The 25,470-nt window shown below is 71.0% G+C and carries 22 protein-coding genes, 1 tRNA gene and 1 pseudogene; 14 read left to right on the top strand and 10 right to left on the bottom strand.

Annotated elements, in window-relative coordinates:
- Positions 1-92 precede the first annotated feature (92 nt).
- From ACOKM3_RS23165 to ACOKM3_RS23180, 4 genes are all read left to right on the top strand, one after another.
- Positions 93-1,298: a DNA polymerase III subunit delta' gene (locus ACOKM3_RS23165; protein WP_426902958.1), complete on the top strand. Its 1,206-nt coding sequence runs from the start codon at positions 93-95 to the stop codon at positions 1,296-1,298.
- A gap of 143 nt (positions 1,299-1,441) precedes the next feature.
- Positions 1,442-3,019 carry an alpha/beta hydrolase gene (locus ACOKM3_RS23170; protein ID WP_426902959.1) on the top strand — a complete coding sequence of 526 codons (1,578 nt, stop codon included), beginning with the start codon at positions 1,442-1,444 and terminating at the stop codon, positions 3,017-3,019.
- A 94-nt stretch (positions 3,020-3,113) separates the two neighbouring features.
- Positions 3,114-3,187: transfer RNA gene (locus tag ACOKM3_RS23175), tRNA-Thr, on the top strand.
- Between the two features lie 50 nt (positions 3,188-3,237).
- Complete coding sequence (locus tag ACOKM3_RS23180; RefSeq protein WP_426902960.1) at positions 3,238-3,372, top strand: hypothetical protein; 135 nt, start codon at positions 3,238-3,240, stop codon at positions 3,370-3,372.
- Between the two features lie 28 nt (positions 3,373-3,400).
- On the opposite strand, the gene ACOKM3_RS23185 is transcribed toward ACOKM3_RS23180, so the two are convergent.
- Positions 3,401-5,095 carry a bifunctional 3'-5' exonuclease/DNA polymerase gene (locus ACOKM3_RS23185; RefSeq protein ID WP_426902961.1) on the bottom strand — a complete coding sequence of 565 codons (1,695 nt, stop codon included), beginning with the start codon at positions 5,093-5,095 and terminating at the stop codon, positions 3,401-3,403.
- Positions 5,096-5,275: 180 nt separating this feature from the next.
- Positions 5,276-6,118, bottom strand: a complete 843-nt coding sequence (locus ACOKM3_RS23190; RefSeq protein ID WP_267070044.1) for a nitrilase-related carbon-nitrogen hydrolase — start codon at positions 6,116-6,118, stop codon at positions 5,276-5,278.
- 133 nt (positions 6,119-6,251) lie between these two features.
- On the opposite strand from ACOKM3_RS23190, the gene bla reads away from it, so the two are divergent.
- Together bla and ACOKM3_RS23200 are read left to right on the top strand one after the other, a co-directional pair.
- Positions 6,252-7,145 carry a class A beta-lactamase gene (gene bla, locus ACOKM3_RS23195; protein WP_426902962.1) on the top strand — a complete coding sequence of 298 codons (894 nt, stop codon included), beginning with the start codon at positions 6,252-6,254 and terminating at the stop codon, positions 7,143-7,145.
- Positions 7,146-7,181: 36 nt separating this feature from the next.
- Positions 7,182-8,306, top strand: coding sequence for a DUF2786 domain-containing protein (locus tag ACOKM3_RS23200; protein WP_426902963.1), 1,125 nt, complete (start codon positions 7,182-7,184; stop codon positions 8,304-8,306).
- Between the two features lie 4 nt (positions 8,307-8,310).
- Here ACOKM3_RS23200 and ACOKM3_RS23205 read toward each other — a convergent pair whose 3' ends face one another.
- A complete protein-coding gene (locus ACOKM3_RS23205; RefSeq protein ID WP_426902964.1) occupies positions 8,311-9,414 on the bottom strand; it encodes a Gfo/Idh/MocA family protein in 1,104 nt (367 codons plus the stop codon).
- A 139-nt stretch (positions 9,415-9,553) separates the two neighbouring features.
- Here ACOKM3_RS23205 and ACOKM3_RS23210 point away from each other — a divergent pair, with 139 nt between their 5' ends.
- Positions 9,554-9,904, top strand: coding sequence for an ArsR/SmtB family transcription factor (locus tag ACOKM3_RS23210; protein WP_426902965.1), 351 nt, complete (start codon positions 9,554-9,556; stop codon positions 9,902-9,904).
- Between the two features lie 63 nt (positions 9,905-9,967).
- Positions 9,968-12,208: an FUSC family protein gene (locus ACOKM3_RS23215; RefSeq protein ID WP_426902966.1), complete on the top strand. Its 2,241-nt coding sequence runs from the start codon at positions 9,968-9,970 to the stop codon at positions 12,206-12,208.
- Positions 12,209-12,231: 23 nt separating this feature from the next.
- Here ACOKM3_RS23215 and ACOKM3_RS23220 read toward each other — a convergent pair whose 3' ends face one another.
- The 3 genes from ACOKM3_RS23220 to ACOKM3_RS23230 all read right to left on the bottom strand — a co-directional run bounded on the left by ACOKM3_RS23220 (position 12,232) and on the right by ACOKM3_RS23230 (position 15,177).
- Positions 12,232-12,696: a hypothetical protein gene (locus tag ACOKM3_RS23220; RefSeq protein ID WP_426902967.1), complete on the bottom strand. Its 465-nt coding sequence runs from the start codon at positions 12,694-12,696 to the stop codon at positions 12,232-12,234.
- 19 nt (positions 12,697-12,715) lie between these two features.
- A complete protein-coding gene (locus tag ACOKM3_RS23225) occupies positions 12,716-14,173 on the bottom strand; it encodes an aldehyde dehydrogenase family protein (RefSeq protein ID WP_426902968.1) in 1,458 nt (485 codons plus the stop codon).
- A 98-nt stretch (positions 14,174-14,271) separates the two neighbouring features.
- Positions 14,272-15,177 (bottom strand): helix-turn-helix domain-containing protein, encoded by a 906-nt coding sequence (locus ACOKM3_RS23230; protein WP_426902969.1) that lies wholly within the window; start codon positions 15,175-15,177, stop codon positions 14,272-14,274.
- A 247-nt stretch (positions 15,178-15,424) separates the two neighbouring features.
- On the opposite strand from ACOKM3_RS23230, the gene ACOKM3_RS23235 reads away from it, so the two are divergent.
- Positions 15,425-15,922 carry an ATP-binding protein gene (locus ACOKM3_RS23235; protein ID WP_426902970.1) on the top strand — a complete coding sequence of 166 codons (498 nt, stop codon included), beginning with the start codon at positions 15,425-15,427 and terminating at the stop codon, positions 15,920-15,922.
- A 20-nt stretch (positions 15,923-15,942) separates the two neighbouring features.
- Here ACOKM3_RS23235 and ACOKM3_RS23240 read toward each other — a convergent pair whose 3' ends face one another.
- A complete protein-coding gene (locus ACOKM3_RS23240; protein WP_266711349.1) occupies positions 15,943-16,185 on the bottom strand; it encodes a DUF397 domain-containing protein in 243 nt (80 codons plus the stop codon).
- A gap of 561 nt (positions 16,186-16,746) precedes the next feature.
- On the opposite strand from ACOKM3_RS23240, the gene ACOKM3_RS23245 reads away from it, so the two are divergent.
- From ACOKM3_RS23245 to ACOKM3_RS23255, 3 genes are all read left to right on the top strand, one after another.
- Entirely contained in the window at positions 16,747-17,388 is a 642-nt protein-coding gene (locus ACOKM3_RS23245; protein WP_426902971.1) for a helix-turn-helix transcriptional regulator, read from the top strand.
- Positions 17,389-17,478: 90 nt separating this feature from the next.
- Positions 17,479-18,405 carry an ATP-binding cassette domain-containing protein gene (locus tag ACOKM3_RS23250; RefSeq protein WP_426902972.1) on the top strand — a complete coding sequence of 309 codons (927 nt, stop codon included), beginning with the start codon at positions 17,479-17,481 and terminating at the stop codon, positions 18,403-18,405.
- Positions 18,402-19,178, top strand: a complete 777-nt coding sequence (locus tag ACOKM3_RS23255; protein WP_426902973.1) for an ABC transporter permease — start codon at positions 18,402-18,404, stop codon at positions 19,176-19,178. Before ACOKM3_RS23250 ends, ACOKM3_RS23255 begins: the two co-directional genes overlap by 4 nt.
- Positions 19,179-19,180: 2 nt before the next feature.
- Here the strand turns inward: ACOKM3_RS23255 and ACOKM3_RS23260 are convergent, their stop codons facing one another.
- Both ACOKM3_RS23260 and ACOKM3_RS23265 read right to left on the bottom strand, forming a co-directional pair.
- Complete coding sequence (locus ACOKM3_RS23260) at positions 19,181-20,608, bottom strand: glutamate decarboxylase (RefSeq protein WP_426902974.1); 1,428 nt, start codon at positions 20,606-20,608, stop codon at positions 19,181-19,183.
- 71 nt (positions 20,609-20,679) lie between these two features.
- On the bottom strand, positions 20,680-21,972 hold the full coding sequence (locus ACOKM3_RS23265) for an ion channel protein (protein ID WP_426902975.1): 1,293 nt from the start codon (positions 21,970-21,972) through the stop codon (positions 20,680-20,682).
- Between the two features lie 122 nt (positions 21,973-22,094).
- Here ACOKM3_RS23265 and ACOKM3_RS23270 point away from each other — a divergent pair, with 122 nt between their 5' ends.
- Positions 22,095-22,853 carry a MerR family transcriptional regulator gene (locus tag ACOKM3_RS23270; protein WP_426902976.1) on the top strand — a complete coding sequence of 253 codons (759 nt, stop codon included), beginning with the start codon at positions 22,095-22,097 and terminating at the stop codon, positions 22,851-22,853.
- 141 nt (positions 22,854-22,994) lie between these two features.
- Positions 22,995-23,651, top strand: a pseudogene (locus ACOKM3_RS23275) (DedA family protein); the annotation flags it as partial.
- A 67-nt stretch (positions 23,652-23,718) separates the two neighbouring features.
- On the opposite strand, the gene ACOKM3_RS23280 reads toward ACOKM3_RS23275, so the two are convergent.
- A complete protein-coding gene (locus ACOKM3_RS23280) occupies positions 23,719-25,386 on the bottom strand; it encodes a threonine/serine exporter family protein (protein WP_426902977.1) in 1,668 nt (555 codons plus the stop codon).
- Positions 25,387-25,470 lie beyond the last annotated feature (84 nt).

The following is a 25,470-nucleotide window of genomic DNA, read 5'->3' on the forward strand; positions in this document are numbered from 1 at the left end:
CCCGGGAGTTCGGTCACGGTTCGGGCGATGTCAGTGGTGACCGGCACAATGGGTTTCGCTGGGGCTCGGCAGTAGCAAGGGACGGTGGCCGCATGGCCGTATGGGACGACCTGGTCGGTCAGGAGCGGGTGATCGCGGAGCTGGGCGCGGCCGCGCGGGACGCGGACGCCCTGGTGACGGCGGCCACCGCGAACACCCCGCCGCCGGCCGCGTCGAAGATGACGCATGCGTGGCTGTTCACCGGTCCGCCGGGGGCCGGCCGGGAGACCGCGGCCCGCGCGTTCGCCGCCGCCCTCCAGTGCGTCAGCCCGGACCGCGCCCTCGGCGGCGCCTCCGGCTGCGGGTTCTGCGACGGCTGCCACACGGCGCTGCTCGGCACGCACGCGGACGTATCGACGGTGGCCGCGGTCGGCACCCAGATCCGCGTCGACGACATGCGTGACACGGTCCGCAAGTCGTACACGGCACCGGCCGTCGGCCGCTGGCAGGTGATCCTCGTGGAGGACGCCGAGCGGCTCAACGAGAAGTCGGCGAACGCGGTCCTGAAGGCGGTGGAGGAGCCGGCTCCGCGCACGGTGTGGCTGCTGTGCGCGCCTTCGGTGGAGGACGTGCTGCCGACGATCCGCTCCCGCTGCCGCCTGCTCACCCTGAGCACGCCCGCCGTCTCCGCGGTCGCCGACATGCTCGTACGACGTGACGGCATCGAGCCGGACGTCGCGGCGGCCGTCTCCCGCGCCACGCAGGGCCACATCGAGCGGGCCCGCCGCCTGGCCACGGACCCGCGCGCGCGGGAGCGCAGGGCCGCCGTCCTGAAGGTGCCGCTGCGCGTCGAGGAGATCGGCGGCTGCCTCAAGGCGGCGCAGGAACTGGTGGACGCGGCCGCCGAGGACTCCAAGCAGCTCGCCGAAGAGGTCGACACCAAGGAGACCGAGGAGCTGAAGGCGGCGATGGGCGCGCAGAGCGGCGGCCGGATGCCGCGCGGCACGGCCGGCGTCATGAAGGACCTCGAGGACATGCAGAAGCGGCGCCGCACGCGCTCGCAGCGCGACAGCCTCGACCTGGCGCTCACCGAGCTGACGGTGGTCTACCGGGACGTGCTCGCGATGCAGCTCGGCTCGCGCGTGGACCTCGCCAACGTGGAGATCCAGGACACGTTGGAGCGGGTCGCCCGCAGTTCGTCGCCGGAGTCGACGCTGCGTCGGATCGAGGCGATCGGGGCGTGCAGGGTGGCGTTGGACGGGAATGTGGCGCCGCTGCTGGCGGTGGAGGCGATGACGGTCGCGCTGCGCGCGGGTTGACCGTTGCGGCCGACCGTCCTCGGGCCACGGGGCTGTGCCCCGGACCCCGCGGGCTCTCGTCCAAGAGCGGGGCTTGATCTTGCCCACCCTTGATCACGCATACGCAAGGTGACCACTCGCGCGCGGAACGTTACTCTCGCTCGATGGACTTCAGGCGCCTCCCCCTCACCTCACGCCTCCGACCCGCCGTTCTCGCCGCCGCTGCCGGGCTGGCCCTCGCCGCCATCTCGGCCTGCGCATCCGGCAGTTCGGGAGCTCCCGGTTCCTCGCTCGCCGCGCTGCCGCGCGCCACCCCGGCCGATCTGGCCCCGTATTACGACCAGGCTCCGAAGTGGCACGAGTGCGGAGTGCCCGGATTCGAATGCGCCACCCTCAAGGCGCCGCTCGACTACGACAAGCCGTCCGCCGGCGACATCGACCTCGCCGTCTCCCGGAAGAAGGCCACGGGCCCCGGCAAGCGCCTCGGTTCGCTCCTGGTCAACCCGGGCGGCCCCGGCGGCTCGGCGATCGGCTACCTCCAGTCGTACGCGGGCATCGGCTACCCGGAGAAGGTGCGCGCCCGCTACGACATGGTCGCCGTCGATCCGCGCGGCGTCGCCCGCAGCGAGCCCGTCAGGTGCCTCGACGGCAAGCGGATGGACGCGTACACGCAGACCGACATCACCCCGGACGACAAGGCCGAGCGGGCCCGCCTGACCGCCGCCTACAAGAGCTTCGGCGCCGGCTGCGAGGCGTCGAACCGCACGTCCGGCCGGGTTCTGCCGCACGTCTCCACGGTCGAGGCGGCCCGCGACATGGACCTCGTGCGCGCGGCGCTCGACGACGGGAAGCTCAACTACGTAGGCGCCTCGTACGGGACGTTCCTGGGGGCGACGTACGCGGGCCTGTACCCGGAGCGGGTCGGCCGGCTCGTCCTCGACGGCGCGATGGACCCCTCGCTGTCCGCGCGTGAGATGAACGAACAGCAGACCGCCGGCTTCGAGACGGCGTTCAAGTCCTTCGCGAAGGACTGCGCGAAGCGGTCCGACTGCCCCCTCGGCACCGGGACCCCCGACCAGTCGGGCAAGCGCCTCAAGGACTTCTTCACCGCCCTCGACCGCTCGCCGATCGGCACCGGGGACCAGAGCGGCCGCAAGCTCGGCGAGGCCCTCGCCACGACCGGAGTGATCGCCGCGATGTACGACGAGGGGGCCTGGCCGCAGCTGCGCGAGGCGCTCACCGCGGCCATGAAGCACAAGGACGGCGCGGGCCTGCTCGCCCTCTCCGACAGCTACTACGAGCGCGACCCCGACGGCACGTACTCGAACATGATGTTCGCCAACGCCGCGGTGAACTGCCTGGACCAGCCCCCGTCCTTCACCTCGCCCGCGGAGGTCGAGAAGGCGCTCCCCGACTTCGAGAAGGCCTCCCCGGTCTTCGGCAAGGGCCTCGCCTGGGCCTCCCTGAACTGCGGCTACTGGCCGGTGAAGGCGACCGGCGAAGCCCACCGCATCACCGCCGACGGCGCCGCCCCCATCGTCGTGGCCGGCACCACCCGCGACCCGGCCACCCCCTACCGCTGGGCGAAGTCCCTCGCCGCCCAGCTCTCCTCCGGCCACCTCCTCACCTACGACGGCGACGGCCACACGGCGTACGGCCGCGGCAGCGACTGCGTGGACGGCGCGATCGACGACTACCTGCTGACCGGCACCCCGCCGACCGACGGAAAGCGCTGCTCGTAGTGCGTGTCCCCTGGCCACAAAGGCTGTGCGGAGCACCCCTGTGGAGCGTGTAGGATTGGCGACGTTGCTGACGCACTCCGGTGCGCGCGGCGGCGCCGCCTTAGCTCAGATGGCCAGAGCAACGCACTCGTAATGCGTAGGTCTCGGGTTCGAATCCCGAAGGCGGCTCAGATCGAAACCCCGGGTCGGATCCCATTCCGACCCGGGGTTTTGTCGTTGTGGCGGCTCCCCTCGATCTCGGCGCGGGCTGGCTCACGACGGCCTTCCTGTCGGTCCTGTCGACCTGGGCGGTCTCCCTCGGCTTCCTCGTACAGGGGGCGCCCTCCCGTGAAGACGATGCTGGTACGAGCTGAACCAGCGGTGAGCGGTTGTGCGGGGCGGTCACTTCGCGTCCGCGTAGCACTCCACCACCGCCACCGTGAACGGGAAACGTACTGGCGTCTCGCCGAAGGTGATCCGGCCCGCGAGGTCCGCCGCCTCGCGGATTGCCGCGCTGACCCGGTCCGTCTCCTCCGCCGGGCAGTGCACGATCACCTCGTCGTGCTGAAAGAAGACCAACTCGGCTGACATGTCCGTGAGTTCGCGGCGTAGCGCGGCGAGGACGAGGAGTGTCCAGTCGGCGGCGCTGCCCTGTACGACGAAGTTGCGGGTGAAGCGGCCGCGGGCGCGGGTGTTCGACGAGGTGTAGCCGTAGCCGTACGTCGATTCGCCGGTTTCCGCGGGCTGGTCGGGGGCGTCCTGGGGGATGCCGGCCTCGTCGGGGTCGGCGGAGCCCACGGCGGGTGGGCAGGTGCGGCCCAGCCACGTGCGCACGAGACGGCCCTCCTCGCCCGCGCGCGCCGCCTCGTCGACGTATGCGACCGCCTGCGGGAAGCGGCGTCTCAGCAGGGCCAGGTTCTTCAGGCCGTCGCCGGACGTCTGTCCGTATATGGCGCCGAGCACGGCCAGTTTGGCCTGGCCCCGGTCACCGGCGAACGCCCGGTCGGAGACCGCCTGGTAGAGGTCGGCGGCCTGGCCCGAGACCTCCATGAACGCCGGGTCGCGGGAGATCGCGGCCAGGACGCGCGGTTCCATCTGGTCGGCGTCGGCCACGACGAGCCGCCAGCCGGGGTCGGCGATCACCGCGCGGCGGATGACCTTGGGGATCTGAAGGGCCCCTCCGCCGTTCGTCGTCCAGCGGCCGGTGACCGTGCCGCCGGGCAGGTACTCGGGTCTGAAGCGGCCCTCCCTGACCCAGTCCTGGAGCCAGGACCAGCCGTGGGCCGTGTAGATCCGGTACAGCTTCTTGTACTCGATCAGGGGCGGTACGGCCGGGTGGTCGATGCCCTCGATCTCCCAGCGGCGGGTCGAGGTGAGCTTGATGCCGGCGTGGGCGAAGGCCTTGATCACGTCGGCGGGGAGGTCGGGGCGCACCGGTCTGCCGAATGCCGCCGACACCTCGTCCGCCAGTTCGGCCAGGCGGCGGGGCTCGCCGCCGCCTCCGTAGCGTTCGCCGAGCAGTTCCTGGAGTACGGACCTGTGCACATCCGCTCGCCATGGCAGGCCCGATGCGTGCATCTCCGCCGCCACCAGCATGCCTGCCGACTCGGACGCGGTGAGCAGCCGCATGCGCCCCGGCTGGGCGGTCGCCTCGTGGCGGCGCTGCTGCTCCGCGTATACGTCGACGAGGTCCGTGAGGGGGACGTCGACGGGTGGGCGGGGCTCGAAGAGGGAGGACTGGGAGCCGGGGGCGGCGACGCGGGGCGGGGGGTCGGGCGGGACCGGCGCCCCTTTGAGGCGGGCGAGGGCCGCCGCGGCGGAGCGGGGGTCGCCGTGCCGGCCCTCGTGGGCGATCAGGAGGTTCTCGGCGGCCTCGATGTCGTAGCAGCGGTCGACGCGGACGCCGGCGGCGAGCAGGTGCGGGTATACGGCGTGGGTGTCGCGCCAGACCCAGCGGGTGACCTCCGGTCGGGTGCGGACGGCCTCGGCGAGGTCCGGCTCCCGGACGGCCGGTCCTGCGGGCAGCCCGTCCGGGCCCAGTGGCGCGAGGTCGGCGCCGCCGTGCTCGGTGGGGGCGAGAGCCCATCGTTCGGTCACGTAGCCGAGTGTCACACCCGGCACTGACAACGTGTGTCCTGCGACGGCGTTGCGGACGCGGGGCTCCGCCCCGGACCCCGCGGGCTCTCGTCCGAAGAACGGGGCTGGAAAGATCGGGGCTCTGCCCCGGACCCGCTGCTCAATTAAAGGCCTGCTCAATCGCCGCAGGGGCTGAACTGCCTAGCTGTCGCCGCCCTCGTCGATCAGGCGGCGGACCTCGCGGTCGATCAGGCCCAGGCGTGCCTCCGCCACCAAGGGGACCGCCCTGCGCTGGCGGCGGGCCTCGTGGACGTCGATGTCGACCGTCACGAGGCCCGGCTCCCACTGCGGCGCCTGCGCCACCGCCGTGCCGCGCGGGCTGATGACGCGGGAGCCGCCCCAGAAGGACGCCCCGTTCTCGTTGCCGACGCGGTTCACGAAGACGACCCAGCACTGGAGCATCTTCGCCGTGTAGGAGAGGAGGGTGTCCCAGTAGAGGGTGGTGTCCATGGCCTCCGGGTCGAGCGTCGCCGCGCTGTTCGCGGGGACGAACAGGACCTCCGCGCCGTCCTGCACCGCCAGCCACGGAAGCACCGGCTGCCACGCGTCGTTGCAGACCAGCGTCGCGGCCCTGCCGTGGTCGCCGGGCAGGTCGTACGCGCGGGAGTGCTGGCCGGGGCTGACGTGCTTGCGCTCCTCCCAGGCCAGGTAGTTCGGGAGGTACAGCTTGCGGTGGGCGTGCAGCAGGGCGCCGCCCGAGTAGTACGCGGAGGTGTTGTACGCGCGCAGGCTGGTGTGTTCGTGCAGGCCCACCATGACGTCGGGGCCGTCCGGCGTCGTGAGGCCGAGCAGGCGCGGGTCGTTCGTGGCGATCGACGTGTCGGACTTCAGGCCGCCCAGGTGGTAGCCGTGCAGGCTCAGTTCGGGGAAGACGACCAGGTCCGCTCCCTGGTCCCCGGCCTGCGCGATCTGTTCGCGGGCCGTGTCCAGGTTGGCGTCCACATCGCCGAGTTCGCAGTCGGTCTGCGCCAGTGCCACTCTCATGCCCCCGAGCCTGTCACGTCGCGGTGGCCTCCGGCATCTCGGCGGAACCGCAACCATCGGGCGGGGCAAGATCGTCGTCGTACAGGTAAAGGTCGAACAGGCCGTCGTCGTGCTGAAGGGACCAACTCCTGCCGTGTCCACTACTCGCCGCGCTCTACTGACCACCGCGACCGCCCTCGGCGCCACCGCGCTCGCGGGTGCGGGTACCGCCACCGCCGGTACCCGTACCGACGACGGCCGCTTCACCGCCCTCGAGCGTCGGCACGGCGCCCGCCTCGGCGTGTTCGCGCACGACATCCGCACCGGGCGCACCGTCCGGCACCGCGCCGACGAGCGTTTCCCGATGTGCTCCACGTTCAAGACGCTCGCCGTCGCCGCCGTGCTGCGCGATCTCGACAAGAACGGCGAGTTCCTGGCCTGCCGCATCCACTACACGCAGGCCGACATCGACCGCGCGGGCGGCGCGCCGGTCACCGGGAAGCCGGAGAACCTAGCGAACGGGATGACCGTCGACGAGCTGTGCGGCGCCGCGATCTCGTACAGCGACAACACCGCGGCCAACCTCCTCATGGAGCACCTCGGCGACCCCACCGCCGTCACCCGCTTCTGCCGCTCGACCGGCGACCGCACGACCCGCCTCGACCGCTGGGAGCCCGAGCTGAACTCGGCCGAACCGGGCCGCGTCACCGACACCACCACGCCCCGCGCCATCGGCACGACGTACGCCCGTCTCGTCCTCGGCCGCGCCCTCGCCCCCGCCGACCGCGACCGGCTGACGAAGTGGCTGCTCGCCAACACCACCAGCGCCGAACGCTTCCGCAAGGCCCTGCCCGCCGACTGGGTGCTCGGCGACAAGACCGGCACCGGCTCGTACGGCACCGCCAACGACGTCGGCATCGCCTGGACGCCGGACGGGGCGCCGGTGATCCTCTCCGTACTGTCGACCAAGCCGGACAAGGCCGCCGAGGGCGACAGCCCGCTCGTGGCGCGGGCCGCCGAGCTGATCGTGGAGTCGCTCGGCTCCTGAGGCGGGGCTGACCCGAGCGGCTGAGATCATGGGCGTATGAGCGGTACGAGCAGTGACAGCACGGTCGAGCGGGCCTTCGCCGCCGCCCTCCACGACGGCGGCGATCTCGACACCGGCGCCTCGCTGCTCGCCGCCGACCCCTCCTCCGACGCCGAACTCGCCCTGCGGGGGCGGGAGTTCGTGCGGCGGGCGTGGGAGCGCGGCTGGCAGCCGGCCGACGTGCTGCGGATGATCGTACGGGCGGAGGGTCTTGACGCGGCCCACGAACGGCTCGCGGCCCGCCTGATCCGCACCGAGACCGAGCGGTACGAGCACCTGCCGCCCCGTTGGGCCGCCCAGCTCGCCGAGCTGCCGGCCGAGGAGCCCGCGCGAACGGACCGGTTCTCGGGCGCCACCACCGCCCTGGAGCTGTACCGGCTCCTTGCGCGGCTGCCCGCCATCGAGCCGGTCGGCCCGGTGCCGGGTGAGTCGATCACCGTCCCCGTGGCGGGTGAGCCGCGCGCCCTGGCGAAGATCCGCGCGCTGCTCGCCAAGGCGGAGCGGACCGGGTACCCGCCGGAGGCGGAGGCGCTGTCGGCGAAGGCGCAGGAGCTGATGGCCCGGCACTCGGTCGACGAGGCGCTGCTCGCCTCCCGTACGCACGCGAAGGACGCGCCCGCCGCCTGCCGGATCGGCGTCGACGCCCCCTACGAGACGGCGAAGGCGGTCCTCCTCGACGCGGTGGCGGGCGCCAATCGCTGTCGCGCGGTGTGGAACTCCGCGTTCGGGTTCTCGACCGTGGTCGGCTTCGAGCCCGATCTGGAGGTCGTCGAGGTCCTCTATACGTCACTGCTCGTGCAGGCCACCGCCGCGATGACGCGTGCCGAGGCCGAGCAGCGGGCGGGCGGCAGGAAGCGTACGAAGACCTTCCGGCAGTCGTTCCTCGCCGCGTACGCGCACCGGATCGGGGACCGGCTCGCCGCCGTCGCCGAGCGGGTGACGGGTGAGGCGGGTGTGGCGGGCGAGGTGTTGCCGGTGCTCGCCGCGCGGGGCGTCGCGGTCACGGGGCGGGCCGAGGAGATGTTCCCCGAGACCGTGACGACGCGGATGAGGGGCGTCACCGACGGGGCCGGCTGGGAGGAGGGCGCCGCCGCGGCGCAGCGGGCCCGCCTCGAAGGGTGAGCCGTCAGGCTGCCGCGCGCTCGACGCGGTCGAGCAGTCGGTGGTGCCGGACGGCGTGCGCGAAGTCGGGGACGACGGACGTGCCGTCGGCCAGATCGCGGCGGAGCTGGGCGTAGGCGGCGCCGACGTTGTACGCCTCCGTGCCGCGCAGTTCCGCGAGCTCGGGTTCGAAGTACCGCTCGGGGACGGCGATTTCGGCCAGTTCGGTGTCGGAGCCGCGGGCCCCGCTGATCGTGTACTCGCCCATCTGAAGGTGGCCGTGGTCGCCGGTCACGACCAGGTCGCCCTCGGTGCCGTTGATCTCCCAGAGGAAGTCGGTGCCGCGCGACGTGCCGCCCCGGTAGTGCACGGAGGCCACCGCGCCGGAGGCGAGCACCCCGCCGAACACCACCTGGTCGGGGACGTCGGGCCGGTGGACCTTGCCGGTGTGCGGGTCCTCGACCTCCCGGCGACGGGTGGCCGTGACGGCGCTGACCTGCGTGGACTCGTCGAAGTCGCCCAGCACCGAGATCAGCCCGTCCAGCGTGTGCCCGAACGGGATGGTCAGCATGTTCGCCCCCGTGGACCGGTCCAGGACATACGCGGAGCCCTCCGGTACCTCCGCTCCCCAGCCACGCCCTGACGCCACCAGGCTGGTGGACAGCACCTCGCCGACGTAGCCGTCCGCGATCAGGTCGCGCAGGTGGCGTACGAGCGGGGCGGAGCGTGCCTGGAGTCCGGTGAAGGTGCGCAGGCCGCGCTCCGCGGCGAGGGCTGCGAGCCCCTCGGCCTCGGCGAGGTCGACGCCCAGCGGCCACTCGGAGAACACCGCCTTCCCGGCGGCGAGGGCGGACTCGATGATCTCCCGGTGGTCCGGCACCTTGACGGTGACCACGACGAGGTCGACCTCGTCGGACGCGGCCAGCTCGGCGGCGGTGCCGAAGGAGTGGGCGATGCCGTACTTCTCGGCGGCCGCCCTCGCGGACTCGGCGCTGCTCGCGGAGAGCGCGCGCACATCGAAACCCTTGAGTCGGCGCAGCGCGGGCAGGTGGGCCCTGGCGGCCCAGCCGCGCTTGGCGGAGAGGCCGACGATGCCCACGCGGACCGGGGACTGCTGGGAGGAGGGCATGACGGAGCTCCTTCGTGAGGCACTAGAGTGTTCGACGAGTAACGAACGCTCGGAGTGTACGCAGATCATCGAACACTCGACAAGGGTGGACACCGGGAACGCAAGGGCGTGGGTGGGCACCGGGAACCGGGAGGACGGCATGGTGGCCACGCGGCCAGCGGCAGACGGAACGGCGAGCCATCGGGCGGCGCCGGTGCATGTCGAACCGGCGGACGTCTCCCTGGAGGCCGCGCTCGTCGCGCTCGCCGACCCGGTGCGCCGCACGCTCGTCCGTGAGCTGGCCGGGGCCACCGACTGGGAGCGCACCTGCGGCACCTTCGACGTGCCGGTCACCAAGGCGACGCTGAGCCGGCACTTCTCCGTGCTCCGCGAGGCGGGCCTGCTGGAGCAGCGGGACGCCGGGCCCCGGCGCCTCAACCGGCTGCGCCGCGCCGAGTTCGACGCCCGTTTTCCCGGCCTCCTGGACCTGGTGCTCCGCGAAGGGGCGTAGAAGGGGAGCAGGAGGGGCGTAGCCCTCGCCGTCCGGAACGGCCGATGCCCGTATTCTGGCGAAATGAGTTGGTTCCGGGCGTTGAAGGTGACCACGCGCTCGGGCCTGACCGTGGAGCGCAAGCGCCTCGAACCGTTGATCGCCCTGCGCGGCGCCGCGGGGCTCGCGATCGTGCTCGCGGTGAGCCTTACGTTGTTCGGTCCCGCGGTGGCGGCCGGTTCGGCCTTCGGCGCGTACCAGGCGGCGATCGCCACGTTCCAGCGGAGCTGGCGGCCGCGGCCCGAACTGGCGCTCGCCTCCGGCGCGAGCCTCGGCATCTCGACGTTCCTCGGCTACCTCACCGGCTCCCACCTCGTCTTCTTCCTGCCACTGCTCGCGCTGTGGACGTATCTCGCCGGTCTCGCCTGGGCGGCGGGCCCGACCATCGGCATCATGGCCTCGTCGAACGTCGCGATGATGCTCGTGACCATCACCCTGCCGACGACGATCGCCGAGGCGGCGGGCCACGCGGCGATGATGGCCTTCGGCGGCCTGGTCCAGGCGGCGCTGGTGATCCTCTTCCCCGTACGCAGATGGGGGGCGCACCGCGACGCGCTCGCCGACGCGCTCGCGGCCGAGGCCGATTACGCGCGGCGGTTGCGGCACGATCCCGTCGCGGCGTTCGATCCGGAGCCGCTGATGCTGGCGCGGAACGCGGCCGCGCTCACGCCGCGGCAGGCCCGGACGCGGCCCGCGCAGCTGCACGGTGCGCGGGGGCTCGCGGAGCGGATCCGGCCGGTGCTGGCCTCGTTGGCGGATCCGGCGGTCGGGGTGCCGGAGGAGGGGGTGGAGCGGGACCGGGTGCGTGAACTGCTCGCCGCGGCGGGGTCGATTCTTGACGCCGCGGCGAGGGCCATCCGGCACGGGTCGCCGGTGAAGATTCCGCCGGGGGCGATCGCGACGTTCCGGTCCCCGGACACCGGGGCGATCCTGTCGGGGCCGTCGCAGCGGGCCGCGAGCCGCCTCGGGTCCCTCCTGAAGGACGTCCTGGAAACAGCGGGCGGCGTCCGCCCGTCCGGCGCCGACGACCCCGCACCCACGCCTCGGGGCTCTGCCCCGGACCCCGCGCCTCAATCGCCGGCGGGGCTTGAAAGGCCTGCTCAATCGCCGCAGGGGCTCGAAAATGCCCATCCGCCGCAGGGTGCCGAGAATGCTCAGCCCCCACAGGGGCCCGACGCCCCCGCACGGCCCCTGCGCCGCCCCAGCATCTTCCAACTGCTCCCCGTCGCCGCGCGAGCGATCCGGCGGGAGGCGCGGCCCGGGTCGCCGGTGTTGCGGCATGCGAATCGCGTGGCCGCGGTCGCCGTCGCCGGGTATCTCATCGGCGACGTCCTCCCGTTCGGGCACGGCTACTGGGCGCCGATGTCCGCCGTGATGATCATGCGCCCCGACTTCTCGCAGACGTACTCACGGGCGGTGGCCCGGTTCGGCGGCACGCTCGTCGGCGTCACCGTGGCGACCGCGATCCTGCAGCTGGCGCACCCCGGCACGTATCTCTCCGCGGTGCTCGCCGTGGTGTGCGCGGGGCTCATGTACCTGCTGATGCGCACGGGGCAGCTCGCCGCCCAGGCCTGCGTCGCCATGTATGTGGTGTTCCTGCTCGGCATGGGTGGGCAGGAGTGGAGTCAGACCGTCCCGGAGCGTGTGGTCCTCACGCTCGTCGGCGGCGTCCTCGCCATGCTGTCGTACGCCCTGTACCCGGCCTGGGAGACCCCGCGCCTGCGCACCCGGCTCGCCGACTGGCTGGCCGCGCTCGGCGAGTACGCCGCCGCGGTCGTCGCCCACTACGCGAGCCCGGCGGGCAAGAGCTGCCCGGATGTGCGCGAGGCCCTGCTGAAGGCCCGTGACGCGCACATCGCCTGGGAGCAGGCCGCGGCCCGCGCCAAGACCGAACCCGTACGCCACCGCGGGCTGTCCAACGCCGCCGCCGACGAGGCCGCGCACGCCCTGCACCACATCGGCCGCGTCGTGATGCTGATGGAGGCGCACCTGCCGGAGCGCGGCGCGACCCCCGTGCCGGCCGCGGACGCGCTCGCCGACGCGCTGCGCACCGCGACCCGCGACGGCGCGCAGGCCATCCGCGAGCGCCGGATCCCGCGCTGGACGCCGGTCCGCGAGGCCCTCGACGCCTGGGACGGCGAGGGCGTCCCCGACCGGGTGGTGCGCCGCGGGGCGGAGCTGTTCCTCGAAACGCTGGAGGAACTCTCCGACGCGCTCGACACCGACGTACCGCCGATGACCCGCGAGTCGACCGACCAGAGGTGACTCAGGGCCGACTCGGGGCTGACTCAGTTCGTCGGGAGGGCGCTGGGCAGCGTGCCGTTCTTCGCCTTCTTGAACGTGTCCTTCTTGCCCGCGTCCCAGGACACCCGCATCGTGCTGCCGTCGTTGGACTCGATCACGCCTGCCGTGCGCTCGGTGTTCCCGTCCGCGCACCGAAGGCTGAGCTCCGGCTTGCCGCCGCCGTCCACGATCCCGGTGCACAGGTGCCCCTCACCGGTGCTGAGGGACGCCTGCTTGCTGCCGACGGCGAGGACGACGGGCGTACCGCCGGTGTGCGTGCTCCAGACGCCTTCGGCGTCCCGCACGGAACCGGAGCCGCTCGGATCGGGGGCCTTGTCGTCGCCCGGCGCGACCGATGAACTGCCCGCCGACTCCGCCGACCCCGCCGACTTCGTGCCGCAGCCGCCGATGGCGAGGGCCGCCACGACGGTGGCCACCCCCGCGACGACCCGTACGTTCCTGTTGCGCACGACTTCTCCCTTTCTTGCCTCAGAACGGGAACTGCGAGCGCCCCCGCTGCACCGATATCCACTTCTGCGTGGTGAACGCCTCCAGCGTCGCCTCGCCGTTGAGCCGCCCGATCCCGGACTGCTTCTGCCCGCCGAAGGCGACGAGCGGCTCGTCGTGCACGGTCCCGTCGTTCACATGGAACATGCCGGTGTCGATCCGCTGCGCGAAGTCCACCCCGCGCTCCACGTCGCCCGTGTGCACGGCGCCGCTCAGCCCGTACGGGGTGTCGTTCACGATCCGCACCGCCTCCTCGTCCCCGTCGAACGGGATGAGCAGGGCGACAGGACCGAAGATCTCCTGCCGCAGGACGGGAGAGTCGGCGGGCAGCCCGGTGAGCACGACCGGTTCGACCACGTTCCCGTCCACACCCCCGCGTACGAGAGCGCTGGCGCCCTCCGCGACCGCGGTGGCGACGACGCTCGAAATCGCCTCCGCCTGCGTGGAGTTGATGACGGGGCCGATGACGGTCTCGGGGTCGCGCGGGTCGCCCGACTTCAGGGAGGCGACCTTCGCCACGAACTTCTCCGTGAACTCCTTCTCCACCTTGCGGTCCACGAGGATCCGGTTCGCCGCCATGCAGACCTGGCCCTGATGGACGTACCGGCTGAAGACCGCGGCGTCCACCGCGTAGTCGATGTCGGCGTCGTCGAGCACGGTCAGCGCGCTGTTGCCGCCGAGTTCGAGGATCGACTGCTTGAACTGCGCGGCGCAGACCGTCGCGACATGCCTGCCGACCTGGTCGGAGCCGGTGAAGGAGATGACCTTGGGCACGGGGTGGGTCAGGAACGCGTCGCCGATCTCGGCGATGTCGGTGATGACGACGTTGAGCAGGCCGGCCGGCAGGCCCGCGTCCTCGAAGAGCTTCGCGATCAGCGAGCCGCCGGTGACCGGGGTGTTCTGATGCGGCTTGAGGACCACGCCGTTGCCGAGCGCGAGCGCGGGCGCCACGGACTTGAGCGACAGCAGGAACGGGAAGTTGAACGGCGAGATGACCCCGACGACCCCGACCGGCACCCGGTAGAGCCGGTTCTCCTTGCCGTCCACCGGCGAGGGGATCACGCTGCACTGCGGGCGCAGCGCCAGCTGCACCGACTCGCGCAGGAACTCCTTGGCGAGGTGCAGCTCGAAGCCGGCCTTGACCCGCGTACCACCGAGCTCGTCGATGATCGCCTCGGTGATCTCCTCCTCGCGGTCCTCCAGGAGGCGCAGGGCGCGCTCGAAGACGGCACGGCGCGCGTACGCGTTCGTGTCCGCCCAGTCCTTCTGGACCCGCTCGGCCGCGCGGTAGGCCTCGTCGACCTCTTCGACGGAGGCGACGGTTATGGAGGCGAGCTTGTCCCCGTTGTAGGGATTGAAGTCGATGATGTCCCATGCCCCGCGTCCGGGACGCCACGAGCCGTCGATGTACTGCCGGTCCAGTTCCGTGAAGTAGGACATGTAATCCCTTGCTGCAGCTCCGGGCACCACTGATGTGCCGTCATCGTACGGCCCGGTAACCGCAGTTACGGAAGGGGTTTCTCCAACTCACAGGCCCCTCATGCCAATTCGGACAGCGCGTCACGCAGCAGTCGCACACTGTCCTCGGGCGAGGGGCACTGGTCCGAGAGTTCCGTCATCGCTTTCTCGTACTGCGCCACGTCCTCGCGCTTGTCCAAATACAGCGCGCTGGTGAGCTGTTCGAGGAAGACGACGTCCGAGAGATCGGACTCCGGGAACGTGAGAATGGTGAACGTGCCGGACTCCCCGGGGTGCCAGCCGTGGCTGAACGGCATGATCTGGAGCGTCAGATGGGGGAGCGAGGCCAGCTCGATGAGGTGCTCCAGCTGTCCGCGCATCACCTCGCGGCCGCCCTGTACGCGCCGCACCGTGGCCTCGTCGAGCACGATGTGCACCTCCGGCGCCCGCTCGTCGACCAGCAGCTTCTGCCGCTCGATGCGCAGGGCGACCCGCCGCTCGATGTCCTCGCGCGCGGCCCCCTTCATGCCCTGCTCGACGACCGCGTGGGCGTAGCCCTCGGTCTGCAGCAGGCCGTGCACGAACTGGGCCTCGTAGCCACGGATCTGGGTCGCGGCGCCTTCGAGTCCGAGGTAGGTCGGGAACCAGCCGGGCAGCACGTCGCTGTAACTGTGCCACCAGCCCGCGACGTTGGCCTCCTTCGCGAGCGAGAGCAGCGCCGAGCGCTCCGCCTCGTCATCCACCCCGTACAGCGTCAGCAGATCGGCGACATCGCGCGTCTTGAAGCTCACCCGTCCCAACTCCATGCGGCTGATCTTCGATTCGGAGGCACGAATCGAGTAGCCGGCGGCCTCGCGGGTGATCCCGTGCGACTCCCGCAGGCGCCTCAGCTGTGAGCCCAGCAGGATGCGTCGCACCACCGAGCCTCCACCAGAGTTCAGCGCCTGGGGCGACCCCCATGCCTCCCCAGCGGTCACGTCCTTCATCCTCCCCATTGGTCCACGGCCGAAGTCTGCCATTAAAACGCTCCCGTCTGTACTCGTTCGGTTACAGAAACGGAAAGATCACGAACTACATGCGCAAGAAGTCGTAGGAAGAAATGCGCGAGAAGCGGTACGGGGACGCTCAAGTCGGGCGCGTGCACGTGCATCTGCCCTTGCATCCGCTGTACGCATTCGGAACGATGGCGCCACCACCGCTCGCTGCGTACTGCGAAAATGGGGAGTACCTCGCATGGGGACGAACGGATCGACCATGCTTGAGCCTTTAGATGCACGGAGGCAGAGCCTGCCTCCGGTCGACCCCTCGGCCGTCTCCAGCACCGCGTCCTGCGCTCTGCCCGCCCGCTACGAAGCGGTGGGCTGCGCACGGGAGTTCAGCCGCAGAACGCTAGCCGACTGGGAAGCGTTGGAGCGCTTCGACGATATTTGCCTCGTCGTCTCCGAACTGGTCACCAACGCCCTGCGGCACGGCCTTCCCGCGGACAGCCCGCGCAGCCACGATCCGCCCGTACGGCTCCACTTGATGCATTGGTCTTCGCGCGTAGTCTGCGCGGTGCGTGATCCCAGTGACGAGAGTCCGGCCGCCCAAGAGGTGGACATCGACGCCGACTTCTCGGCGGAGTCGGGGCGCGGACTGTTCCTCGTCGACTCCTTCGCCGACAGCTGGGGCTGGCACCCCTTGGCCGGAGCGCTGAGCGGAAAGGTCGTCTGGGCGCTCTTCAGGCTGTGAGAAAGGTCATTGACGGCGCGTCAGGCCCCGGCCGTCAGGTGGTCGAATTCCCCGTCCTTCACGCCGAGGAGCATCGCCTCTATCTCCGCGGGCGTATAGACGAGCGCGGGCCCCTCCGGAAAGTTCGAGTTGCGCACGGCGATCCTTCCGCCGGGCAACTTCGCGAACTCCACGCAGGATCCCTGCGAGTTGCTGTGCCTGCTCTTCTGCCAGACCACTCCGTGCAACTCCGTGGCCGCCATGCCGTTGTACACGTGGTGCACGGTTCGCTCCCCGGTGGTGCTGTCAGTGCTGTAACAGTGAATGATTCTGTGGCCAATGAGAAAGCCGGGACAGCAGTGATCAACTGCCCCAACTGTCCAGGATCATAGCTGCGTTCATATGCCCTTGCATGGGCAGATGCACGTGCACGCGGGGTGTTCTCGCAGTTACAGCTCGGAAAGCGCCTGCCCCGGTGCCCGCATTACATGCGAACGCCAACCACCGTCCATGATCTTTCGAGCCACCGGCCGGGCCGGGCCGTCCGGATCAAATCCTTCATGAAGCAAGGAAAGGCGCCTCCCACGGCCTTCGGCGTACACCGTCCAAGGGGTCGTCCAGTCCGCGGAATTGGCCGAATCTCGATCTGTCCCCCGCGGAGATCGGCGGTGATCACTCGGCTTCTTCCGCCGGAACCGCTCGCACGGATGCAGCCGGCCCTGCCGGAGATCCCGGGCCGGGCAGCCGTGTCGAAGCGGTTCGCCATGGGCCCGGCCGGGTGGTGCGCGCGCCCCGACGCTTGACCGGCGGTGGGCCGCTGTGCCCCGGCGTCTACGCTGGACCGCATGTCAGCGATCCGTCTGCTGGTTCTCGGGGCCGTACGCCAGCACGGCCGCGCGCACGGCTATCAAGTACGCAACGACCTGGAGTACTGGGGCGCCCACGAGTGGTCGAACGCCAAGCCGGGCTCGATCTACCACGCGCTCAAGCAGATGGCGAAGCAGGGCCTGCTGCGCGCCCATGAGGTCGCACCCTCCACGGTCGGCGGCCCGCCACGCACCGAGTACGAGCTCACGGATCAGGGGCAGGAGGAGTACCTCGCCCTGGTCCGCGCGTCCCTGACCTCGTACGACCAGCGGCCCGACATCCTCACGGCGGCGCTCGGCTGCATGGTGGACCTGCCGCGCGAGGAGGTCGTGGGCCTGCTCAAGGAGCGGGTGCGGCACATGGAGGAGTGGCGGCGCTCCGTCACGGAGTACTACACACCCGAGGACGGTCCCGAGCAGCTGGGTCACATCGGCGAGATCATGAACCACTGGGTCTTCTCCGCCGACACCGGCGCGCAGTGGACCAAGGGCCTGATCGCCCGCATCGAGGGCGGCGCCTACACCTTCGCGGGCGAGGGCGAACCCTTCGTCGGTGTGCTCGCGGAGGGGCAGGAGAATCCGTTCGCGGCGGGGGAGCGGCCCGAGGGGCACGACCACTAATCAAGTTTGACGAATGACGGCGCCTCGGCTACCTTCGCCCGTCTAGTCAAATTTGAATACGTGGGTGTGGCAACGAACGGAGGGAGCCGGATGACGGACGCGATCGTCGCCGAGGGAGTGCGGAAGCGGTACGGGGAGAAGGCGGCACTCGACGGCCTGGACCTGGCGGTGGGCCGGGGCACCGTGCACGGCCTGCTCGGGCCGAACGGGGCGGGCAAGACCACCGCCGTACGTGTCATGACGACGCTGCTGAGGGCCGACGAGGGCCGCGTCGAGGTGGCGGGCCACGATGTGCGGCGCGGCCCGGACGCGGTCCGCCACCGCATCGGCCTGCTCGGTCAGCACGCGGCGCTCGACGAGGAGCTGAGCGGCCGGCAGAACGTGGAGATGTTCGGCCGGCTCCACCACCTGGGCGCCCGGCGCGCGGGCGTGCGGGCCGACGAGCTCCTGGCCCGCTTCGGCCTCGGGGACACCGGCCGCAAGGCGGTCAAGGCGTACAGCGGCGGCATGCGGCGCCGCCTCGACCTCGCCGCGTCGCTCATCACGGAGCCGGAGGTCCTCTTCCTCGACGAGCCGACGACCGGACTCGACCCGCGCGGCCGCGCCGAGGTCTGGGACGCCGTGCGCTCACTGGTCGGCGGCGGCACAACGGTGCTGCTGACCACGCAGTACCTGGAGGAGGCGGACCAGTTGGCCGACCGGGTCTCGGTGGTCGACCGGGGCCGGGTCGTGGCGGACGGCAGCCCGGACGAGCTGAAGGCGAAGCTGGGCGGCGACCGGATCGACGTCGTGGTCCGGGACGCGGCGCAGCTGCCGCTCGTCGCTGCGATGCTGCCCGCGGGCACCACGGTCGACGCCGACCGCCGCCTGGTGAGCGCTCCGGTGACCGACCGGATGGCCGCGCTCACCGACGTCGTACGAGCCCTTCAGGAGGCCGGAGTCGAGGCGGAGGACGTGGCGCTGCGCCGCCCCACGCTCGACGAGGTGTTCCTGCATCTGACGGAGGTCCCCGCATGAGTACGCCCGCGGTCCTGGCGGTCACCGACTCCTGGACGATGACCCGGCGCGAACTCGCCCACTGGGCACGGCAGCCGGTGCAGATCGTGGTCGGCCTGGTCTTCCCCGTGATGCTGCTCGTGATGTTCGGCTACCTGATCGGGGGCGGCAAGGGGGTCGAGGGCGGCTCCGACGGTTATGTGGCCTTCCTCGTCCCCGGCATGCTTGCGCTGACCATGGCGTTCGGCCTGGAGTCGACGATGGTGGCGGTCACCCAGGACCTCAACAAGGGGGTGATCGACCGGTTCCGGTCCATGCCGATGACCAACGGGGCGGTCCTCGTGGGCCGTTCAGCCGCGGACATGCTGCAATCCCTGGCGTCGATCGTTGTCATGGCAGGCGTCGGCTTCGCCATCGGCTGGCGGGTGCACGGCTCGTTCGGCGCGGTGCTCGGGGCCTTCGGACTGCTGCTCCTGCTGCGCTTCGCGATGCTGTGGATGGGGATCTACCTGGCCATGGTGGCGGGGAAGCCGGAGATGGTGCAGGCCGTGCAGATCCTGGTGTGGCCGGTCGGGTTCCTCTCCAACGCCTTTGCGGTGCCGTCCACCATGCCGGACTGGCTGGGCACGGTGGTCGAGTGGAACCCGATGTCGGCCACGGCCTCCTCGGTCCGCCACCTCTTCGGCAACCCCGGCGGCGCGGACGAGGTGCTGCTCGCGGTGGCGTGGCCGGTGGGGCTCGTGGCGGTCTTCTTCCCGTTGGCGGTACGGAGGTTCGCGAGGCTGAGCCACTGAGCTCAGTGGTGGAACCCGGTGGCCGCACCCTTGTCCGGCACGGTGGGGTGCGGCTGCTTGCGCAGCTCCGGCAGAAGCTGGCCGAGGTCCTCCAGCAGGAGTTCCGCCAGGTCGGACGAGAACCCGTTGCGGCACACCACCCGCAGCACCGCCAGATCCTCCCGGTGCGCGGGGAAGGTGTACGCCGGCACCAGCCACCCCCGCTCCCGAAGGCGCCGCGACACGTCGAACACGTCGTACGCCTTCACCTCCGGTGCCGTGGTGAACGCGAACACCGGCAACTCGTCGCCCCGCGTGAGGAGCCGGAAGTCGCCGAGCGCCTCGATCCGGTCGGCGAGCCCGCGCGCCACCTGCCGCGTCGCCTGCTGCACGGCCCGGAAGCCCTCCCTGCCGAGGCGCAGGAACGTGTAGTACTGCGCGACCACTTGGGCTCCCGGCCGCGAGAAGTTGAGCGCGAAGGTCGGCATGTCGCCGCCCAAGTAGTTGACCCGGAAGACGAGTTCCTCCGGAAGCGCCTCCGCGTCGCGCCACAGCGCCCACCCGACTCCCGGGTAGACGAGCCCGTACTTGTGCCCCGACGTGTTGATCGACGCCACCCGCGGCAGCCGGAAGTCCCACACCAGATCCGGGTCCAGGAACGGCGCGACCATCGCGCCCGACGCCCCGTCCACATGCACGGGGATGTCGAGGCCCGTCTTCGCCTGCAACGCGTCGAGCGCCGCGCACAGCTCGGCGATCGGCTCGTACGAGCCGTCGAAGGTGGAGCCGAGGATGCCGACGACGCCGATCGTGTTCTCGTCGCACAGCTCCGCCGCCGCGGCCGGATCGAGATGGAACCGGTCGCCCTCCATGGGCACCTGCCGCGCCTCCACCTCCCAGAACGTGCAGAACTTCTCCCAGCACACCTGCACGTTCACGCCCATGACGAGATTGGGGCGGGCCTCGCGCGAGGGGTAGCGGTCGGCGTTCCTGCGCGCCCAGCGCCGCTTGAGCGCCATCCCGGCCAGCATGCACGCCTCGCTCGACCCGGTGGTCGAACACCCCACGGTGGCGGACGGGTCGGGCGCGTTCCACAGGTCGGCGAGCATGGCGACGCAGCGCCGCTCCAGCTCCGCCGTCCGCGGGTACTCGTCCTTGTCGATCATGTTCTTGTCCCGGCACTCGCCCATGAGGACGCCCGCCTGCGGCTCCATCCACGTGGTGACGAAGGTGGCGAGGTTGAGGCGCGCGTTCCCGTCCAGCATCAGCTCGTCACGGACGAGTTGGTACGCGGTCATGGGCGCGAGCGGACCGTTCGGCATCCGGTGCTTGGGCGGGGCGTCCGTCATCCCGGCCGTCGGATTCGCCTCCCCGTAGAAGGGGTTGACGGCGACGGGGCGCTCGTCGGGTTTGCCGTAGCGGTCGGCCGGGCTCTGATGTAGAGGTGACATGAGGGCAACTCCTTTGCGAGCAACGGAAGTTGTACGGTTTTCAATGCCTTCAGGGGATCGCTGGAACGCTTTCAGCGGATCGCCGATCCGTCCTCCGACAGTTGCATCTGGGGGCGTCCCGTCACCAGTAGCCAAGCGGGCAAAGATGCGATGCACATGAGGGCGATGATCGCGGGGGACGCGACCAGGACGGCCGCCGTGAAGAGGCTGACCCAGCCCTGCCGGGTGACCGCGAGCAGCACCCCGAGCACCCCGGCGGCGATGCCGACCGACGGGTTCACGCCGGGCACGAGCGCGTGCGCGAACAGACCGAAGGCCGCGCCCACGAAGACGGCGGGGAAGATCCGCCCGCCCCGGAACCCGCACGTGGCGGCGATGACCAGCGCCGCCAGCTTCACCACGGTCATCAGGGCGAATTCCCCGGCCGACCAGCCGTCCGGCGACGCGGCGATCTCCTTGACCTCCGCGAGCCCCTTGAACAGCGTCAGTTCGCCGCCGAGCGCCCCGAGCAGGCCGAGCACGAGCCCGCCCAGCGGAAGCGTCAGCATCGGGTGGCCGAGACGGCCGAAGGCGCGGTGCGCGTAGGGGAAGGCGTAGACGGCGGCCATCGCGAACACCGCGGCCGCGCACGCGATGACGATCGAGGCCAGGAGGTCGCGCCAGTCGGGATCGCTCAGGGCCGGCAGGCCCAGGTCGAAGGAGGGCGAGGCGATCAGGGCGGTGGTCATGGAGCCCGCGGCCGCCGCGAGCAGCGGCCCGAACATGTTGTCCCACAGCGAGCCCTTCATCGGCATCGCCTTCCCGGCCAGCGTCTCCGAGACGAGCAGCGCGGCCGCGATCGGCGTACCGAACAGGGCGCCGATGGTCCCCGCCGTCGCGAGGCTCACCCACATCGTGGCCTGCGAGTTCGGCACCAGCTTCTTGCCGAGCCAGAACGCGAGCCCCACGTTCACCGCGATGACCGGGTTCTCCGGGCCCAGGCTCGGCCCGCCGGCCAGCATCAGCGCCGCGGCGAGCGCGAGCCCCGGCAGCACGTACGGCGGCAGCGGGGCCTCGCCGCCGAGCCCCATCGTCGCCGGGTCGGGGCCCGCGTGACCCGGCACCTTCCAGACCACGAGCCCGACGAGGACGCCCGTGACGGTGAGCATCACGATGATCCACAGCGAGGAGTAGCCGCCGATGCCGAGCGCGTCGGGCAGGTCCTCCCACACCAGATCGGCCAGCTTCTCCGCGATCCAGTCGAGCGCGAGGAACAGCACGCTGCTGCCGACGCCCACCACCAGCGCGGGCAGGACGAACGGCACCAGGGCGCGAGCGGACACGGCGGGCGGGGGCGGCGATTCGATCTCGGTATGCGTGCTCACGGCGCCACCTTAGGCGGACATAAAGGGCATAACACTCCGAAAACCCGCCGGGGCAATCGACTTGCACCTCACGTCACGTGAGGCCCCAAGCTGAATCACGTACGAGAAAGGAGGTACGGCGGATGAGCCACTCCGTGGGTCAGGTCGCCCGCTTCGCCGGAATCACGGTCCGCACTCTGCACCACTACGACGAGATCGGCCTGCTCGCCCCGAGCGAGCGCAGCACCGCGGGACACCGCCGGTACGGCGAGGCCGACCTCGACCGGCTCCAGCAGATCCTCTTCTACCGGGAGCTCGGCTTCCCGCTCGACGAGATCCAGGCACTGCTGGACGACCCGGAATCCGACCCGCGCGAGCACCTGCGGCGCCAGCACGACCTGCTGACCGCCCGCATCGAGAAGCTCCAGAAGATGGCAGAGGCCGTCGAACACGCCATGGAGGCACAGAAGATGGGCATCCAGCTCACACCGGAAGAGCGCTTCGAGGTCTTCGGGGACAAGGACCCCGAGGAGTACTCCGAGGAGACCGAGCAGCGCTGGGGCGGCACGGCGGCGTACGCCGAGTCGCAGCGGCGGGCCGCGACGTACTCCAAGGAGGACTGGCTGCGCATGAAGGCCGAGAACGACGACTGGCTCGCGCGCTACGCGGCCCTCGTCGCGGCCGGCGAACCGGCGGACGGCGAGCGCGCCATGGACCTGGCCGAGGAGCACCGCGACCAGATCTCGCGCTGGTTCTACGACTGCCCGCACGAGATGCACGCCTGTCTCGGCGCCATGTACGTGGCCGACGAGCGCTTCAAGGCGTACTACGACGCCATCGGTGAGGGCGTCGCCGACCACCTGAGCGCCGCGATCCACGCCAACTCGGTGCGGAACGGCTGAACCACAGGTATGCCACAGTTTCCGCACAGTGCATCCTGAGGGGGCCACTGGAACCTGGCGAGGACGATCGGCGTTGATAACTTTGCACCGCCATTGCCTTGCCCTGCCTTTGCCACCGAAGCCCCTCAGGAGTCCGGACCCGTGATGACGCTTGCTCTAGGACCAAGCTGGCTGGACCCGGACTATCTGCTGAACACGTTCGGCATCTGGGGCCTGCTGCTCATCGTGTTCGCCGAGTCGGGCCTGCTGATCGGCTTCTTCCTGCCGGGCGACTCGCTGCTGTTCACCACGGGTCTGCTGATCACCTCGAAGCAGCTGGACTTCCCGCTCTGGGGTGCCATCGGCCTGATCTGCCTCGCCGCGATCCTGGGCGACCAGGCGGGCTACATGTTCGGCAAGAAGGTCGGCCCCTCGCTCTTCAAGCGCGAGGACTCCCGGCTCTTCAAGCAGGAGAACGTCACCAAGGCGCACGAGTTCTTCGAGAAGCACGGGCCGAAGTCCCTGGTCCTGGCCCGCTTCGTGCCCATCGTCCGTACGTTCACGCCGATCATCGCGGGCGTCTCGGGCATGAAGTACCGCTCGTTCCTCACGTTCAACGTGATCGGCGGCGTGCTGTGGGGCGCGGGCGTGACGCTGCTCGGCTCCTGGCTCGGCAACATCGAGTTCGTGCACAAGAACATCGAGGCGATCCTGATCCTGATCGTCCTGGTCTCGGTGGTGCCGATCGCGATCGAGTTCCTGCGGGCCCGCGGCAAGTCGAAGAAGGAGGCCGCCCGGTCCGCACAGGCCGGGGAGGCCGGAGGCGCCGGGGAGGCCCCGCCGCGCCGCCGGCACGCGAAGCGCTAGACCCTGCTGGGGAGGGACCCTAGAAGCCCCTCGTGCGCTTGGCCGCGCGCCGCCCCGCGGCGCCCGGCCCCTGGAGGAACAGGCGGGAGACCTCGCCACCGAGGTTCACGCCGATCGCGATGGCGAGGGCGAGTGCCGCCGCCTTGGACAGCGACAGCAGCCCGCCGTTCACATCGCTGTGGGCGATCGCCAGCAGACCGAAGTACGTCGCCGAACCGGGCAGCAGCGGGCCGATCGCGGCCGTGACGTACGGCAGCGCCGACGCGAACTGGTACCGCGAGAAGAGCTGCCCGAACAGGCCCACGAGCCCCGCCGCCGCGGCCGTCGCGGCCACCGGCGAGATCCCGCCCTGGTAGTGCAGCGCCCCGAAGATCGCGCCCGCCACCCCGCCGTTGAGCGTCACGGCGAGCACCGTCGCCCGCTCCTGCTGCAGCAGCACGGCGAACGCGAGCGACAGCGACATCGACGCGAGGATCTGCCAGACCGGCCGGTCGACGGTCTTCAACGCCTCCTCCGGGTCGAGCTGCGCGTCCAACTGCACGCCTACGTAGAGCATGATCAGGACGCCGATGACGATGCCCACGAAGAAGTACATGACTTCCAGGAGGCGCGCGGCGGCCGTGATGTAGAAGCCGGTCAGACCGTCCTGCACACCGGCCACGAGCGCCCGTCCGGGGAGCAGCGCGAACAGTCCACCGGTGATCACCGCGGACGCCCGCACGTCTACGTAGTTGTGCGCGAGCGTCAGCGCGATGCCCATCGCGGCGGGCGGCATCGCGGCCACCGTGAACTGGTAGAACTCCGGGAACCCGCGCCCCGCGCAGAGCCACGCGAGCCGGTCGCCGAGCATCGCGCCGATCGCGGCGACGAGGAACACCAGCAGGTCACCGCCGACCAGGATCGAGGCGGACCCGGCGAGCAGCCCGCTCGCCCCGGTGAGCGCCCAGCCCGGGTAGGGGTGCCGGTTACGGCGGATCTCGGCGAGGCGCCGGTAGGCCTCCTCCAGGGAGACGTCGGCCTCCTCGTCGCTGATGTCGTCGACGAGCCGGTACACGGCCGCGAGGCGCGTGTAGTCGGTGCCGCGGCGCCGCACGGTGCGCGAGGCCGTCACCGGGTCGTCCACCAGGGACGGCTGGAAGCTGATCGACAGCAGAGTGAACGTTACTGTCGGCTCGCAGCGGTCGAGCCCGTAGGACCGGCACACGGCGAACATCGCCGCCTCCACGTCCTCGGCGCCCTCGCCACCGGCCAGCAGCAGCTCACCGATACGCAGCGTCAGGTCGAGCACGCGCGGAACGGCAGGGCCGGTCTCCTCGTCGTGCTTCTGCACCAGCTCGGGGGCGGGCCGCTCGGCGACCGGCATCCGCAGCATGGTGCGCATCCGGTCCTGCCAGGGCGCCTCCTTGGTCAGCCTGACCATGGGGATGCCCTGCGGGGGAGTGAACGCGGGCGGCGACTCGCGGGCGCTGTACGTCCGCGGCGGCGTGAACGCCGAGCCCTCCGTGTCCACCGGCTCCGGAGCCTGCACGTTCAGCCCATTGGGCACCGCGAACTCCGAAGTGGTCGAGGACTCCTCTTCGACCACCGGGGGCGGCGTGATGATCCCGATCGGCTGCGTGAACGCGCTGCGCGCCTCGTCGGACTGCGGCTTGCGGTCCTCGGGGGCCTCGGACTCCCGCTCCGTCACCTCTGTCGTTCCTCGCCCTTCACATCGCTGCGTATCGCTGTACCGCACGTACGCCTCAGTATGCGCACAGATACGCGAACGGGC

The sequence above is a fragment of the Streptomyces nidicola genome (assembly GCF_050106155.1).
Taxonomy (GTDB): domain Bacteria; phylum Actinomycetota; class Actinomycetes; order Streptomycetales; family Streptomycetaceae; genus Streptomyces.